16 protein-coding genes and 1 riboswitch are annotated in these 15629 nt (G+C 41.2%); of the genes, 12 read left to right on the top strand and 4 right to left on the bottom strand.

Going from position 1 to position 15629, the window contains the following annotated elements; genetic code table 11:
- The first annotated feature begins 210 nt into the window (after positions 1 to 210).
- A riboswitch (cyclic di-AMP (ydaO/yuaA leader) is annotated at positions 211 to 362 on the top strand.
- Positions 363 to 476: 114 nt separating this feature from the next.
- From AC6CHU_RS17325 to modB, 4 genes are all read left to right on the top strand, one after another.
- The gene (locus AC6CHU_RS17325) at positions 477 to 1739 is read left to right on the top strand and encodes a cation:dicarboxylate symporter family transporter (protein ID WP_159862301.1); all 1263 of its coding nucleotides are present in this window, start codon (positions 477 to 479) and stop codon (positions 1737 to 1739) included.
- A gap of 273 nt (positions 1740 to 2012) precedes the next feature.
- On the top strand, positions 2013 to 2579 hold the full coding sequence (locus AC6CHU_RS17330) for a DUF4256 domain-containing protein (protein ID WP_159862300.1): 567 nt from the start codon (positions 2013 to 2015) through the stop codon (positions 2577 to 2579).
- A gap of 208 nt (positions 2580 to 2787) precedes the next feature.
- Positions 2788 to 3597 (top strand): molybdate ABC transporter substrate-binding protein, encoded by an 810-nt coding sequence (gene modA / locus AC6CHU_RS17335; RefSeq protein WP_159862299.1) that lies wholly within the window; start codon positions 2788 to 2790, stop codon positions 3595 to 3597.
- Positions 3598 to 3601: 4 nt separating this feature from the next.
- Positions 3602 to 4258 (top strand): molybdate ABC transporter permease subunit, encoded by a 657-nt coding sequence (gene modB, locus AC6CHU_RS17340; RefSeq protein ID WP_159862298.1) that lies wholly within the window; start codon positions 3602 to 3604, stop codon positions 4256 to 4258.
- A 108-nt stretch (positions 4259 to 4366) separates the two neighbouring features.
- Here modB and AC6CHU_RS17345 read toward each other — a convergent pair whose 3' ends face one another.
- Together AC6CHU_RS17345 and AC6CHU_RS17350 are read right to left on the bottom strand one after the other, a co-directional pair.
- Entirely contained in the window at positions 4367 to 6013 is a 1647-nt protein-coding gene (locus tag AC6CHU_RS17345; protein ID WP_159862297.1) for a hypothetical protein, read from the bottom strand.
- A gap of 2 nt (positions 6014 to 6015) precedes the next feature.
- The gene (locus AC6CHU_RS17350; protein ID WP_251283519.1) at positions 6016 to 6795 is read right to left on the bottom strand and encodes an ABC transporter ATP-binding protein; all 780 of its coding nucleotides are present in this window, start codon (positions 6793 to 6795) and stop codon (positions 6016 to 6018) included.
- A gap of 172 nt (positions 6796 to 6967) precedes the next feature.
- On the opposite strand from AC6CHU_RS17350, the gene AC6CHU_RS17355 reads away from it, so the two are divergent.
- From AC6CHU_RS17355 to AC6CHU_RS17365, 3 genes are all read left to right on the top strand, one after another.
- Entirely contained in the window at positions 6968 to 7447 is a 480-nt protein-coding gene (locus AC6CHU_RS17355; protein ID WP_251283517.1) for a GNAT family N-acetyltransferase, read from the top strand.
- A gap of 24 nt (positions 7448 to 7471) precedes the next feature.
- Complete coding sequence (locus tag AC6CHU_RS17360; RefSeq protein ID WP_159862294.1) at positions 7472 to 7852, top strand: hotdog family protein; 381 nt, start codon at positions 7472 to 7474, stop codon at positions 7850 to 7852.
- A 126-nt stretch (positions 7853 to 7978) separates the two neighbouring features.
- The gene (locus AC6CHU_RS17365; RefSeq protein ID WP_159862293.1) at positions 7979 to 8872 is read left to right on the top strand and encodes a UCP032817 domain-containing protein; all 894 of its coding nucleotides are present in this window, start codon (positions 7979 to 7981) and stop codon (positions 8870 to 8872) included.
- A 79-nt stretch (positions 8873 to 8951) separates the two neighbouring features.
- On the opposite strand, the gene AC6CHU_RS17370 is transcribed toward AC6CHU_RS17365, so the two are convergent.
- Positions 8952 to 9938, bottom strand: coding sequence for a DUF3231 family protein (locus tag AC6CHU_RS17370; RefSeq protein WP_159862448.1), 987 nt, complete (start codon positions 9936 to 9938; stop codon positions 8952 to 8954).
- A gap of 175 nt (positions 9939 to 10113) precedes the next feature.
- Between AC6CHU_RS17370 and AC6CHU_RS17375 the strand changes: the two genes are divergently transcribed.
- The 3 genes from AC6CHU_RS17375 to AC6CHU_RS17385 all read left to right on the top strand — a co-directional run bounded on the left by AC6CHU_RS17375 (position 10114) and on the right by AC6CHU_RS17385 (position 11892).
- A complete protein-coding gene (locus AC6CHU_RS17375) occupies positions 10114 to 10392 on the top strand; it encodes an ArsR/SmtB family transcription factor (RefSeq protein ID WP_159862447.1) in 279 nt (92 codons plus the stop codon).
- A gap of 63 nt (positions 10393 to 10455) precedes the next feature.
- Positions 10456 to 10839 (top strand): VOC family protein, encoded by a 384-nt coding sequence (locus tag AC6CHU_RS17380; protein ID WP_251283590.1) that lies wholly within the window; start codon positions 10456 to 10458, stop codon positions 10837 to 10839.
- A gap of 252 nt (positions 10840 to 11091) precedes the next feature.
- A complete protein-coding gene (locus AC6CHU_RS17385; protein ID WP_159862292.1) occupies positions 11092 to 11892 on the top strand; it encodes a peptidoglycan-binding protein in 801 nt (266 codons plus the stop codon).
- A 25-nt stretch (positions 11893 to 11917) separates the two neighbouring features.
- On the opposite strand, the gene AC6CHU_RS17390 is transcribed toward AC6CHU_RS17385, so the two are convergent.
- Positions 11918 to 13708: a dihydroorotate dehydrogenase gene (locus AC6CHU_RS17390; RefSeq protein WP_498122511.1), complete on the bottom strand. Its 1791-nt coding sequence runs from the start codon at positions 13706 to 13708 to the stop codon at positions 11918 to 11920.
- Between the two features lie 183 nt (positions 13709 to 13891).
- Between AC6CHU_RS17390 and AC6CHU_RS17395 the strand changes: the two genes are divergently transcribed.
- Positions 13892 to 14419, top strand: coding sequence for a CueP family metal-binding protein (locus tag AC6CHU_RS17395; protein WP_201306453.1), 528 nt, complete (start codon positions 13892 to 13894; stop codon positions 14417 to 14419).
- A 123-nt stretch (positions 14420 to 14542) separates the two neighbouring features.
- Positions 14543 to 15604, top strand: a complete 1062-nt coding sequence (locus AC6CHU_RS17400) for a flavin-containing monooxygenase (protein WP_159862288.1) — start codon at positions 14543 to 14545, stop codon at positions 15602 to 15604.
- Positions 15605 to 15629 lie beyond the last annotated feature (25 nt).

Genomic DNA, 15629 nt, shown 5'->3' on the forward strand with positions numbered 1-15629 from the left:
AAGATATAACCTTAACAAAAGTTTACAAATTCCTTCATTTTTCTTAAAACAAAGATGTTAATTTAGTTCTAGCGGGGATAGCAGGGGTGGCTATCATGGCACTTGGCGCAGGTGGAGCCAAGTGCTTTTTTGTTTAGAAATGAACTTAAGTTTTGCCAACCGGGAATACTTAACTATTTACAAAAATTATCTTGGGATAATATAATGATTTAGTGTTCTATGCTTAATCTTATTTTAAGAACGGGGGACCCATTATTTACGGCGGAGTTTCCGCATGGGGTGAATCCAGTAAAATGGAAGGGCTTACCGTTTCCATAGTCCTAACCCGAAAGCTAACCTCGTCAGCGTTTAAAGGAAACATAAAAACTATATGAATTAGGAGAATTGACAATCGTCGATTTTCTTTTTTATGGAGTTCAGCTTTGTTTCCCTTGCCTGAGCAGCATGTTAATACAAAAAGGAAGGTAGGGTAATTGATGAAAAAATTTAAATTAAGTTTAGCCACTCAAATCTTTATTGGCCTTGTTTTGGGGATTGTGGTTGGCGGAATTTTTTACGGTAATGAATCGGCGCAAAGTTTCTTACAGCCCTTTGGTGATGTGTTCATCCGTTTAATTAAAATGATTGTGGTTCCTATTGTACTATCCACAATTATCGTTGCCATTGCTGGTGTAGGAGATATTAAATCCGTTGGTAAGCTTGGCGGTAAATCATTGGCCTATTTTATCGGTATGACATTGGTTGCCATTGTAGTTGGCTTAGTTGCCGGAAACCTGTTACAGCCTGGTGCAGGCCTGAATATGGACAGCCTGCAGCAAAGTGACATTTCAAATTATGTCGAAACCAATAAAGAGCAGGAAGGCAAGTCTGTAGCGGATACGTTTTTGCATATTGTGCCTACTAACCCTGTACAAGCCATGGTTGAAGGCGATATGCTGGCAATTATCTTCTTTGCTGTTGTATTTGGACTTGGAATTGCAGCCATTGGAGATCTGGGAAAGCCAGTTCTGAGATTTTTTGAAGGTACGGCTAAAGCGATGTTCTATGTAACTAACCTATTTATGAAGTATGCGCCGATCGGGGTATTTGCCTTAATTGGTGTCACGATTTCCAAGTACGGTTTCGCCTCACTGATTCCATTAGGCAAGCTTGCGCTCACTGTATATGGAGCTATGATTTTCTTTGTTCTTGTTGTACTGGGAGTGATGGCGAAAATTGTCGGGTTCAGCATCTTTAAATTATTAAAGATGATCAAAGAAGAATTAATTTTGGCATTTTCCACAGCAAGCTCAGAAACCGTTCTTCCTAGAATCATGGACAAAATGGAGAAAGCGGGAAGCCCGAAACATATTGCTTCATTCGTTATTCCAACAGGCTACTCTTTTAACCTGGATGGATCTGTTTTATATCAGGCGATTGCCTCTTTATTTATTGCCCAAATGTTTGGGATCGAATTAAGCATCGGACAGCAAATTACGTTAATGTTAGTGCTGATGGTTACATCGAAAGGGATGGCGGGCGTACCTGGCGTATCCTTTGTTGTGCTTTTGGCAACATTCAGCACCATTGGATTGCCTGCAGAAGGCCTGGCCTTTATTGCGGGAATTGACCGTATCCTTGACATGGGCCGCACAGCGGTTAACGTAGTAGGGAACTCACTGGCAGCAATTGTTATTGCGAAGTGGGAAGGGCAATTTAACCCACCAGCTGAAAAAAGATTTGAACAGCAAGCTTCATAATAGATTAGAAAACACTAACAAATGTATTCGTTTGTTAGTGTTTTTTTTATGGAGCGAGATAGTTCGGGGCCGGACACATGAACGGGAAATCGTCGGGGCAGAGTTGGAAGAGGTTCATGTCCGGACTCAAAAAGAGGAAACCGGCGATTTAGAGTCCGAAGTCAGAGCAGATTCAAGAGGTAATAGGTGAAAAGAAATCCGGTTCCGGCTTTTATCTACTAGCCATTTAGGGTCATAATTATATTATAATGGAGAAAAAAAGGAGGAACTCAAATGGCAAAGGGAAGTAAGGAACTTTCACCAGAACAGAAGGATGTATTGCTGCAAACATTGAAAGCCCGTTTTGAGAAGAATATGCACAGGCATGAAGGGCTCGACTGGGAGGATGTTGAAGCTAAGCTTGAGGCTAATCCTGAAAAAATGTGGTCACTGAATGAAATGGAGGAAACGGGCGGCGAACCGGATGTTGCCGGGTATGATGAACAGGCGGCTGAATACATATTTTATGATTGTGCAGCAGAAAGTCCAAAAGGCCGCAGGAGTGTTTGTTACGATCGTGAAGCACTGGAGGCAAGGAAAAAGCATAAGCCGGAAAACAGTGCGATGGATATGGCAGCTGCCATGGGCATTGAACTTTTAACAGAAGAGCAATACCGGGAGCTCCAGGAGCTTGAAGCTTTTGATAAGAAGACATCGAGCTGGGTACAGACACCCGCTCATATTAGAAAACTTGGCGGGGCTCTCTTCTGTGACCGCCGCTACGACTCGGTCTTTGTGTATCACAATGGAGCCGACTCCTACTATGCTGCAAGGGGATTCCGCGGCTCGCTGAGGGTGTAGGGTTGTCTTGAGGGAAGAATTCCATGCGATAGAAGCTGATGCCAATCGGCGTGTTTCTTGCTGAATATTGTTTTTAATACTAGCAGGCGCGTTTGTAAAGGAACGCGTCTCTTTGTATTTACTAGCTAATTAAATATTCGCCAGTATCCCTATAAGTAGTTATAATTAATTATTACTAGATATCCCTATTCAGAGAAGGTGATACATAATGAAAAAGAATTCCCTGTTATTTCTTTCATCAATGGTCCTTTTTTTATTATTGGCCGGATGTTCAAACAGTGGCCAGTCTAAAAATACAGAAGAAGTGAAGCAGGATGAAGCTGAAGAGAAAGTGGAATTGACGATTTCAGCAGCAGCAAGCCTGCAGGATGCCCTATCAGATATCAAAGCAAGCTTTGAAAAAGAACACCCTAATGTGCATGTAAACTTTAATTTTGGAGCTTCAGGCTCTCTTCAGCAGCAAATTTCGCAGGGAGCACCCGCTGATCTGTTCTTTTCAGCTTCAGAGGATAAGTTTGATCAATTAGTAAAGGATGGACTGATGGAAGAAAAGAATGGAATTGATTTGGTCGGGAATCAGCTTGTTTTAGTGGTGCCCAAGGATTCAGCGGCGAAAATCAAATCGTTTCAAGATCTGTCAAAAGCAGATAGGTTGTCCATCGGTACACCGGAGTCGGTTCCTGCGGGGAAATATTCTAAGGAATCATTAAAAAACATGAATATTTGGAACGGCCTCAAAGAAAAAGTGGTGTATGCCAAAGACGTCCGCCAAGTCCTTACATATGTAGAGACCAATAATGTGGATGCCGGAATTGTCTATAAAACAGATGCACTCATTTCTGACAATGTGGATATTGTGGACACAGCAGATGAAAATACTCATGGTCCTATTATTTATCCTTTGGGTGTAATTAAGGATACGAGTCATCCGGAGGAAGCCAAGCTTTTTTATGATTTTCTTCAAAACGAAGAATCAATGAGTATATTTGAAGAGTATGGATTTAAAGGGCTGAAATAAGGATATGGCTACTGATTTTTGGTCACCAGTCTTATTATCTGCTGAAGTTGCAGCTGTATCAGGAGTATTGGCAATTATTTTGGGCGTTATCATAGGAAAGAGCATGGCGAATAAAAGATTTAAAGGGAAAGCCATTGCTGAGACCGCCTTCCTTTTGCCGTTAGTATTACCCCCATCTGTTGTAGGATTTTTGCTGATTGTTATTTTTGGAAGAAATAGTTTTGCAGGCCGGTTCATTGAGCTTATCTTTAAACAGCCAATTATGTTTACATGGTGGGCTGCTGTTATTGCTTCGACGGTTGTCGCCTTTCCACTTATGTATCAGTCTGCCAAGACAGGCTTTGAAGCGATTGATCGTGACATTGAAAATGCCGCTAGGGTAGATGGGGCGAATGCCTTTCAGTTATTCACGAATATCACGATCCCCCTTTCCTATAAGGCCATTATTTCAGGCGGCATACTGAGCTTTGCCAGAGCCCTGGGGGAATTCGGTGCGACTTTAATGTTTGCCGGCAATATCCCTGGAAAAACACAAACGATTCCAACTGCTATTTATGTAGCCATTGATTCAGGCAATATGGAGATGGCCTGGCTATGGGTGGCGTGTATGATAGGAATATCTTTTATCATGCTGGTTTTTGTTCAGCTGATTAAAACATAAGAAGACATCCTGTTGAAGGATGTCTATTTTTAGTTGCTCCAGTTGAATGCAAAAAGAGCCGCCTATAATGGCGGCGTAATTTTTGAAACTGTAATAGTATGTCTGGCATCATCCTTTGATAATCCGCTCCCAAGAAACATTGAAAGCCGGCCTCCAAATAGTCACGAGACAAATGAAGCCAATCCCCAAATATAGATAAATCCCATATGGCAGGAAAGTGCTGGCGAAATGCAGCCCGGCAAATAAAGCTGCCAAAAACATCAATCCAAAGATAATGGCAGTGCTGCCGTTTTGGTTGTAGTCATCAAAAGACTCCGAGAAGGGCAGGGCTTTCTTTAATGCCATAAAACAAAGAACTGCATATAGACAGGCACTAATAAATAAGGCGATAAGGTCCGGCAGAATCCTTGCTCCGAACAGGAAAAGAAATAGAACACTAAGAAGAAGGTAGACAGGCAGATATAACTTGAAGATAAATGCCTTGATGGTACCGCTGAATACCGGATTCAGCTGTTTGAGCGGAGCAACCCGGTAGACAAAGGCACCCTTATATTTTCCTGAATACTTTAGAAGAATCATGATGGTCGGAATAGTGATCAAGCTAAAGTATATCGTTAAATAGGACTTGCTGTCTGATAATTGGCCGAAGTCATCCCTGAGAACATTCATAATAAAAATAAACGGAATCACAATGGAAAAACCAAGGGATGGATAGGCCTTTAGTTTAAAGTCCCGTTCATTTTTCATCATGCTGCCGGCAAAGCGGAAAAAGGCTCTCTCCTCGGGCGAGCGGCAAATGAGGCTAAGAAGCATTTCCCCTGCTTTTCTCCGCCTTGGTTCTTTGGCTTTTCCATGATAAGCAAGCTTTTGCAGGTTCTGCTCAAAGGTGCCTGTAAATTTCATATATATCCAGATAGACAGGATGGGAGTGAGGATTGCTAATGCTGAGAAGAGGAGATAAAATGGCTCGAAACGACCCTTCATCAGCATTTCCATATTAGCCCCAAACCACATCGGAAAAATGAATACCTGCCACCACTTTGGCTGAAGTGAAATCGTTAAGTTAATAAACTCAAAGGAGCGAATCAGCAATTGATAGCCTACCATGATCATCAGAGACAGCCCGATTTGAACATAGTTGATGATATCTTTTAATTTTTCCCCATCAAAAAACCGCAAAATCGATAGATAGATGAGCGCAGTTAAGCCAACAACCAATAGGTCGATCAGGATGATGTGAACAGCAGCCACTAGAAAAAATAAGATTCCATTCTTGAAAAGTCCCACGATTAAGGGAATTCCCGCAAGTGCTATAGTAAGGAAAAAAAGATAAATCGTTACATGGACCATTTTTGCCGTGCTGATTGTTTTTCGGCTGACCGGCTTTGGAAACAGGATATTCCGATCTCGGATATCCAATAAAACCGAAGAGAAATCGGAAATTATGGAGGTCATGACAAAAAAGGTGAACACCCCATAAAAAAGGCTCATCTGGAAAAGATAATTGTCCCCAATAAGCACAAATGGAATTAAAAACAGGCCAAACAAAACGTAAATCCATAAAGATTTTATATACTGATTGTTCTTTTCTTTGTTATCTTTTTTGGCATTCTGTGAGAAAATGGTGGGCACACGCCGCCCATCCATCGTCAGCTTTACCTGCAGGAGTCTCCTCATAACCTTGTAATCTACTCCAAAGCTGGTAAAAATCCGCTCAAAACGATCCAATAGTTTAAGAGTGCGATAGTTCTGCATCCCTACATCTCCCTTACAGCCGACACAAATCGGGCTCCAAGTTCCTTATGTTCACTGAATCCCGTAAGCTGGTTGAAGATCTGTTCGAGTGAACCTTCCGTATTTTGCTGCTTTAGCTCTTCAAAAGTACCGTCTGCTGCGATTCTTCCATCATGCAGGAGAATAATGCGGCTGCTTATTTTTTCGACCACATCCATGATATGTGATGAATAAAAGATCGTTTTTCCCTGTTCGGCCAGCTGGGCCATGATTTCTTTAAATATCATGACACTATTTGCATCCAGGCCATTGATGGGTTCATCGAAAAACAGAAGTTCCGGATTATGCAGCAGGCTAGAAATAATGAGCAGCTTTTGGCGCATTCCTTTTGAATAAGAAGCGATCCGTGAATGATAGACTTCCCCTATGCCGAATAGCTCCATCAGATTTTTTGCCTTGCTGCTGGCAAGATCAGCATCAAGACCATACAACTCGCCAACAAAGGTTAAGTATTCCTGGCCGGTTAAATTATCGTATACTTCAGCGATTTCCGGAACATATCCAATTTTTCTTTTATACTCGATATCTTTATCGGATATATCCTTGCCAAAGATTTTGACTTGTCCTGAATAGTCATCATCAATGCCAAGCATGATTTTGACAGTAGTGCTCTTTCCAGCGCCATTCGGACCGATATACCCGATGATTTCCCCGCGTTTTACCCCAAAAGAAACACCGTTGAGCACTGACTTCGAACCATAGCTCTTTCTCAGATCATTAATTTCTAATATAACGTCCTCCATACCCTTGACCCCATTTCCAAAAATATACCATTAAAACTATTCTAACATTAGAGCACTTTTTTGCTAAAGGGAAATTGGTTTAATTTTCTAAGTGAAATGGAATAAAAAGGTTGTTAACTGGAGGGCCATTTAAGATAATTAATATTGAATTTATAAAATTAAGGTGGCTAAAATGAATATTTTCACAGTTGAGGATGTACCGAAAGATAAGATAATAAAGTTTTTTAAGCTGCATTGGGGGAGCACGGAAATGGTTATTTCCAGCGGCATCTATGATTGCAGTGTATTAGATGGATTTGCTGTTCTAAATGAAGAAGATAAAATCATTGGCTTAATTACTTACATAATTAAAGATATGGAATGTGAAATTATATCTTTAGACAGTACGGAAGAAGGCAAGGGGATTGGAACAACGTTAGTTCAGGAAGTCGAGTATTTTGCTAAAAAGAAAAATTGTAAAATCATTAAACTTATAACTACAAATGATAATTTATTAGCTTTAAAGTTTTATCAAAAACGGGGATTTATCATGTCCAGAATTATTCATAATGCCGTGATGGAAGCAAGAAAGATAAAACCCGGTATACCCTTTATTGGGTACGATGGTATCCCGATCAGAGATGAAATTGAAATGGAAAAGGTTTTGAACTAAAAACAAATATTGAGGGAGATTTTTATGCCATTAAAAGTTGGAGAGGTCATTTCGTTTGAACGGACCTTTACAAAGAGGGATGTTGAATTATTTACAGGGATATCGGGGGATGCAGGTATTCACCATATAACACCGGATGAACAGGGGAGGCTTGTGGTACAAGGATTATTGACGGCGACTCTGCCGACCAAGATAGGCGGTGACGCAAACGTGCTGGCCCGTACGATGAACTTTGAGTTTTTGAGACCTGTATTTACAGGAGATACCATTCTTTGTGAAGTCACGATCGATAGGTATGAAGAGAAAGATTCAAATAGAATGGCTATTGCTGCATCATTCCTTTGTATAAACCAGAATAAGAAACAAGTACTAAGAGGGAATTTCGCAGGGGTGATATTAAATTAAATAGTACATATATGGAGCAGCTGCCGGGCAGGGCAGCCTTTTCTTTTTGAGCTAAAGAATAGTGATTTTGAAAAATATGGAACTTTCGGCGGTGAAATTCGTAATAGTAGAAAGAGGGGGGATGACATGGTCTGGTTACTTTTGCTTATAGTGATTATCTGGTCTATTTTATGTCTGCGAAAAAAGCTTTCACTTAAATTCGGCTTATCTCCGAAGTCATTAGACATAAAACCGGTTAAAGGGTTGAAAAAGCTAAGTGATCATCTGGAGAAGTCCCTTAGCAGCAGTTATATGGGAAACGTTGAAGAGAGGGTAAGGAAAGAAGTTAAGCTTAAAGAAAATGAGTACAGCTGGCGTCTGCTGGATTTAAAACGCTACTTTATTATGACTTCTCTTTTAAAAGAGTCCCCTATGTTCAGCGAAAAAGTCGACGGCCTGTGGCATCAGATGCTCATGTTTACCCGTGAGTATGATGACTTTTCAAAAAAATATTTGGGAAGCACTCTTCATCATAGTCCAAATCTAAAAAAGTCGCCTGAACCTGATCTGCGAGGATTTTTTGATTGGGTGTATGGTGAGCTCTTTTTCATTAGACAGGAAAATATCCATATTTATAAGGGGTTTTACAGATTCCCTGTACCCCAAAATATAATTGATGATTTTAAGAATTTGCCGGAAAATGAATTAGCAGACCTCTATTTTAAGAGAGATAGCCAATATATAAATACGGTGCTCGCGCTTGTTTCTGCCATGAAAAAATCGGCAAAGAAAGTAAAAAGCTATGAAAGAAAGGTCATACAAGAAATGATGAGAAAAAGAAAAGAACAGCAAAACTATAACGCCATGCTCGTTCCTTTTTTATCTGTTTCCTATTTTCATTATGACGAATTTGCCAGTTACATGAAGATCAGCAGCAAGATTTCATCAAGCTGTACAAGCTGCGGTTCGGGCAGCTCCTGCAGTTCCTGCAGCTCCTCATCCTGCAGCTCATGCTCAAGCTGCGGCGGGGGTGGAGATTAATAAAGAAGAGCCGGGCTGGAACTGTGAGAGGCCAGCACGGCTCACCAGCCGGTAAACCACACGCAAATGAGGGGATAACTTATTCACCCTTTGCCAGTTCTTTTCGATTGGGAGCAAGCGGCGGCTGTTCTAGCCACTTTTTCTTCACCATTATTCCGAACCATTTTCTGGTGATTCCCAATGATTTCAGGATTGCTTTTTCATAAGTTAATGCCAGGTCTGTCCGCATGGATCCGGCCAGGCCCGTCCCGTAATATACTTGTGCAGTTTGAACCAGAAAACCCATGTGATAAAGCATTAATTTATCGGAAAATGGAGAGTCTTTTGATGTTGTCACTTCTGTTTCCAAAGACTTTGGCACTGGCAGGTTATCCTCGTGCAAGATTTTTGACAGGGCCTGCAGGTTTTCATCGGCTGCTTCTTCCAGCTCCTCAAAAAACTTCCTAATATCCTTCGATCCTGTAACTTGACTGAATCCGATGGAAAGAGCTTTTGCCATAATTCCTTTTTTAATGTTAAGAGAAATGCTGATGATTTCTGTGGAAGATAGAACTCTGCCTTTTCCAAAGATTCCATCCGTAAAATCTTTTGAGGTAATAATTTCAGGGCTCACGTTTGGATAAAAATAGGGATCCCGCTGAAAAACACCTTTCTTCAGCAGCAGCTCAATAGTTAACTCATACATATTTTTTGCATCGTCCACACATGAACTGTAAAACTCCCTTAAGTCCTTTCTGACCGAAACACTTAATGCGGTTGTATGCCCCAGCAAACCATGTATCGTCATAATATGTAAGTAATTTAAGCAGAATATGTCAGAAAACAATTTGCCTGCATTTTCATTGAGGTCGGACTCTGTAAACCCATTGGGCACCGGAAAGCCATCCTTCACAATGAAGGAAACAAGCTGCTTCTTTTGCTTTTTCCATGTCTTGATGGCAGTTTCAAAAACTTGTTTTGTTTCTTCGTCTTCTATTATAGAATTCATATACTTATTTACGATATCGGTCATTGTTCCGTTTACATACTCCCCCCATAGTGTACCTATTTCGGAAGATGTAAGCATTATATTATCCTTTTCCAATTGTTCTCACCTCTTCAATATTTTTTACTAATTAAGAATGATGTATGCAGTCCTCTGGATTAAACCTTTTAGACTTGTTCCGGTACTGTACATTTATTGGGCAACTTTAGGGTTGCGTGTATTGACAAGTAACCCTGTGGTTGCTTATACTCATATTATGAATTGGGACAGAGACATTATATTCAAAGCTCTTGGTGATTCGACTCGGCGGCTTATATTGGACGAACTGTCCGAGCGCAAAGAGATGACGCTGTATGAACTGACTGCTCGTCTCATTATGAAGCACAGCCTGTCCATTTCCCGGCAGGCAATAGCTAAGCATCTTTCTGTATTGGAAGATGCAAAGCTTATTAGATCCGAACGAAAGGGAAAATATCGGGTAATTATTTTTAATAACCAGCCACTGAAGAATTTGCTGAAAGGATGGTTAGAGTAATTTACTAAATGGAGTGCCGGCTGGCTTGCACCCATTACAAATATCAAGGGAGGCAAAAACATGTTGAAGGTTGTAGTTACAAGCATTTTCGTCCAGGATCAGGATAAGGCATTAAAATTTTATACAGAAACGCTCGGGTTTGTTAAAAAGCATGACATTCCAGTCGGAGAACACAGGTGGATTGCCCTTGTTTCTCCTGAAGACCAGGACGGTACGGAGGTATTGCTCGAACCTAATGTACATCCGGCAGCAAAAGATTACCAAAGGAAGATATTTGCGGATGGAATTCCGGCCACTATGTTTGGCGTAGAAGATGTTCATGAAGAATATAACCGATTAGTAAACCAAGGCGTGAAGTTTACGATTGAGCCGACAGTAATGGGTGATGTCACATTGGCTGTCTTTGATGATACATGCGGCAACCTTATTCAAATAGTGCAGAGCTAGCCTTTTGAGGAAAAAGAAATTTTTGGGTTAGATTGGTACATGGATATATGGAAATAGCTCAAATTGCTGAAGCTAAAGGTCTTCAGCTCCTTTTGATACTGTTGGGTATTATATGCGCAGACAAAATAGAACACATTATTACAAGAAAATGGATGATTGAGGGCCGAACGTTGTGATTCTGTTTTCAATACACGAATAATGTCTAATCCTCTCGAATTCTTTTATGTAAAAAGAAATTGGGGAGGATTTTTTATGTTAAAGAGATTTAGGAACATGCTGGTGGTATTTGCAGCTGTGGCTCTCATGCTGGCAGCTCCTTCATTTACAGAAGCAGCGCTTGGGGACCGGACACTTGCAAATGGATCATCAGGATCTGATGTGGCCGAATTGCAGGATTACCTGATGACAAAAGGGGTATTCCCGTATCATACATCGACAGGATATTATGGAAGCATCACAGTTGAAGCTATTAAGGATTTTCAGCGTAAGCGCAATTTGAAGGCTGATGGGATTGCCGGACCGCAAACGAATCACGCACTAAAAGTGCTGAGATATGGGGACATCGGAAAGCAAGTCATTCAAATTCAATATCAATTAAAACAAACAGGCCACTATAAATCGAATTTAGATGGTATTTATGGAAATGGCACAGTGAGCGCCGTCAAAAGTTTTCAAAAACAGCAGGGCTTACCGGCTGATGGAATTGCGGGATCTAAGACACGAGCCGCACTTGATCGTAAGGCAAAGCGCGGGACAGCGGCAGGCAAAACATTGACTGTACAAAGCACAGCCTATACAGCAAGCTGTGAAGGCTGTTCAGGTGTGACGAGAATGGGACTGGATCTAAAAAAATATCCTGATGCAAAAGTGATTGCGGTTGATCCGAGTGTCATTCCGCTGGGCTCTATTGTTAAAATCGAAGGTTATGGAACTGCAATAGCAGCAGACATAGGCGGCGGCATCAATGGAAATTCAATCGACGTGTTCATTCCTAACAAGGGGGATGCCCTTGAGTGGGGGAGAAAAAGCGTACGTGTGGAAATAGTAGAATAATTTAAAAACAAGATCCTGACAGGTTTCAGGATCTTGTTTTTTTTAATAAAAACGGTGCGGTTGCCACAACCCCTATCCCATATAAAAGCAATGCGAAGTAAGCTGGAAGCAGGTGGATGAAATCCGTATAATTTATAAAAAAGTGAGTTAAGATACCAGCTGCGAATGCCGGGATGGCCCCTATGGCGAAGGTCCGCCATACCCAGCGTTCACCCTCGCGGATCCCCCATAAAGCCAGCATCAAGACTAGCAGGCCCACGCTTAACAGTGCACTACCGAATCCTGCACGATCATGTGCAATCACTGGAATCAATTTATCGTTGAATGTGTTAAGAGCTTCAGGAGTAAGACAAAGATAAGTGAGATCTGAAGGCACAAATACATGTGAAGCTCCAATGACAGAAATGACGGCTCCGCCAGCTGTTAAAGAAAAACCCAATAAGACATAGCATAGCTGACCAACTAAGCTCAGCTTCCACTCAGGAGTATTGAACAGGTTTGAACTGGCGGGCGACGCACTTGCCTTTCTTGATTTTATCCAGCCCAAAGTAAAAAGGGGCAGTAAAACAAGCCAGAACAGCCCATGCAGCCAATCAAAATATCCGTAGCCAATAAAAAGGAGAATCCCCAGAAACCCAATCGTGCCAGCTATATTGACTGCTTTTTTTGCCCAGTGGAGGCCATGTCTGATTCCATGTCTGGCTAGCTGCATATAGATGATTCCGCCTGATATCATTGTTCCTGAAAGCGTCATTCTGTCATGGGCCATGAAGTATAAAACGGCAGGGTTAAAATAGATAATATCTTTCCTGAGAATTCCCAAAAAAGATTCATCATAAGGAAGAATCACCGAAGTCATGCTGAAGAAAAGGGCAATGAACCCTGCAATGGTTATAGCCAGGCCAAACAGCCAATACCAGAGCCATCCGCCGTTTTTGACAGGCTCCTTTGGAATTGTACGGCTATAGGCTTCATTGATCCGCTTTGGCAAACCGGGACCGGCGAAAATATACTCATCGCCTAACATGATTAGCGCAGCTCCGCTTTCAAGCAGTGTAATCGCATGTAACGGCTCTTTAATGCAGCCCGAAGTAATGATGGGAAACTCCCTGCTGAATCTTTTCCTGAGGGCTGTCAGCTGCTGAAGGAGTTCTTCATGGGTATTGTAGTCTTCAAGGAGAATTCCGTCCGGGCCATAGTCATGAATCCTCTCTATGTCAAAGTCTGCTGAAAGTGAGAGAATCATAGGTTTATCCATTTCACTTTTCAGCTGGATAAATTGATCAGCTGATGGAAAGGTCTGACTGTTTAAAATAAACCCATCACTAAAAGGCAGCAGCTCTTCACAAATTAGCTTTGCCTCTTGATCATTTCCTTCAACCTTAGTGAAAAATGGAAGCTTCTTCTTTTTAAGAGACTGAAGCTGCTTCTTTGCTGCAGGTAAATCCACTGAGGATGGTGCAAGTCTATGTATCTTTTCTTCTTTTGGGTTTATATAGAGTTCTTCTTCTGATCCGCTAATGGAAACAGGGCCAATCTCAAGATAACCAAACCCGAGGTTCTGAAAAGCCTTTATCCCCGATAATTGGGGATCCATCCTGGCACTAAGCCCTGCTGGAGTTGCAAAATGAATGCCAAATACATTTTTCGAGATTTTTTGGGATGGTTTTATATGACCAAGGAATTCTATTAAAGCTTCACCGATACGGCTGGATGCGATGATGCTCATTCCGCGGTGGATAAATTCCCGGCTGAAGTAAGGAGGCAGTTTTTGAAGTATTGGCTTGAAAATAGGGTGATACGACCAATCCGGCAAAGAAAACACCTCTGTATTTTTTTTCTATTTTAACATATAGGCAGAATCATGGTGACGAATGTAAAGAGCTGTTGAGACATTTAAGGAAGAAACATAGTATTGAAGCTTTCATAAATTGTTCATATTTATTTGCTATAGTACTTGATATAGTTAGAGATGAGATTGAAGAAGGATGTGAAAACAATGAAGATCAGATTAGTTCTCGCCGCTTCACTAATTTCTATTGCATTAGCTGGCTGTGGACAAGCAGATTCCAAGGATGATGCTGCTTTAAAAGCTGATAACATCAAAACATTAGTGAATGATTACAGTGCCGGAAACATAAAGGGCGGGTCTGCCTCCATTACTTCAGAGCAGCTGATGGTTAAAGAAGCGGATGGCGAGGAATTAGCCTATGATCTGCCAAAAGATGAATTTTTCGTATCGATTGCCCCTTATGCTAATGAAACCCACCCTTGAACGAATCATAACTTGACAGGTTGTCAAGGTGAACTGGCTGAAAAAGAGTTTGAGGTATATATTGAGGATTCAAAAGGCAATGTGATTTTGAACGATAAAGTTAAATCCCAGGCTAATGGGTTTTTCGATCTGTGGCTTCCAAGAGATAGAACCTATCAAATAAAGATTAAGCATGATGGAAAAGCAGCAGAATCGGAAATTTCAACTTTTAAGAATGATCCTACCTGCATTACCACGATGCAATTAACATAAAGAAAACCGCTGTCGGGCTGCCACTGGGCGGCTTTTTTTGTGGAATTTCGTGTTCCTTTTTCTGGTTATTATGTATAATAATATTCAAATGTATGTTTGAATGTTGTGCTGGGAGAGATGATAATGAAAAGCTATGAAGCTGCTATTATTGGCGGTGGCCAGGCAGGGTTAGCGATGGGATATTTTTTGAAAAAAGAAAAGGTTTCCTTTGTGATAATTGAAAAAAACGCTGATGTGGGGGACTCCTGGAGACAAAGATACCATTCCCTTGTTTTATTTACTCCACGCCAATATAGCAGTCTGCCCGGATTGCAAATGAGAGGACCATCAGAAGACTTTCCAACGAAGAATGACATGGCGGAATATCTGAATGACTATGTGAAGCATTTTGATCTTCCAGTCATGCTGAATACGAATGTAAGTAAGTTAAGCAAGGTGCCAGGAGGTTCATTTATGTTAGAAACCAGCAGAGGGAAGATTCAAGCTCAACAAGTCATCATTGCTTCTGGTGCATTTCAGAAACCATTTATTCCTAAAGGGATGAATCCTTTTCAGCTTCATTCCTCGGAATATCGCTCACCACAGGAAATACCAGGCGAAGAGATATTGGTTGTTGGCGGGGGCAATTCGGGTGCGCAAATTGCTGCAGAATTAGCCAAAGACAGGAAGGTTACAATAGCAGTAGGTCATCGCTTAAAGTTTTTGCCTTTAACATTTTTCGGAAAAAGCATTTTTTACTGGCTGGATAAACTCGGACTGCTGTTTGCAGGAAAAGATACGATGAAGGGCAGCTGGTTTCAAAAACAGAAGGACCCGATTTTTGGTAAAGAGCTAAAAATGCTCATTAAAAATAGGGAGATTGATGTTAAACCTAAGGTTTTAAAGGTCATCGATAAAGAAGTTCTATTTGAAGATGGGTCACGGAGGAAATTTGAAAATATCATCTGGTCTACAGGCTTCATTCCTTCCTATAACTGGATTCACATAAAAGGTGCTGTCTCTACTGATGGAAAACCGCTGCATAAGAGGGGAATGACTGAAATAGAGGGGCTATACTATCTAGGCTTGCCCTGGCAATACCAGCGCGGATCGGCGCTGATTTGCGGAGTAGGGAAGGACGCTGAGTATTTGCTTGGTGCAATACTGTCTAAAAGAAAAAATAGCCGTGTCATAAATACTATATAACCATATTAAAAAGAGGAAGAGAGGA

The sequence above is a fragment of the Cytobacillus sp. GQ23 genome (genome assembly GCF_059758675.1).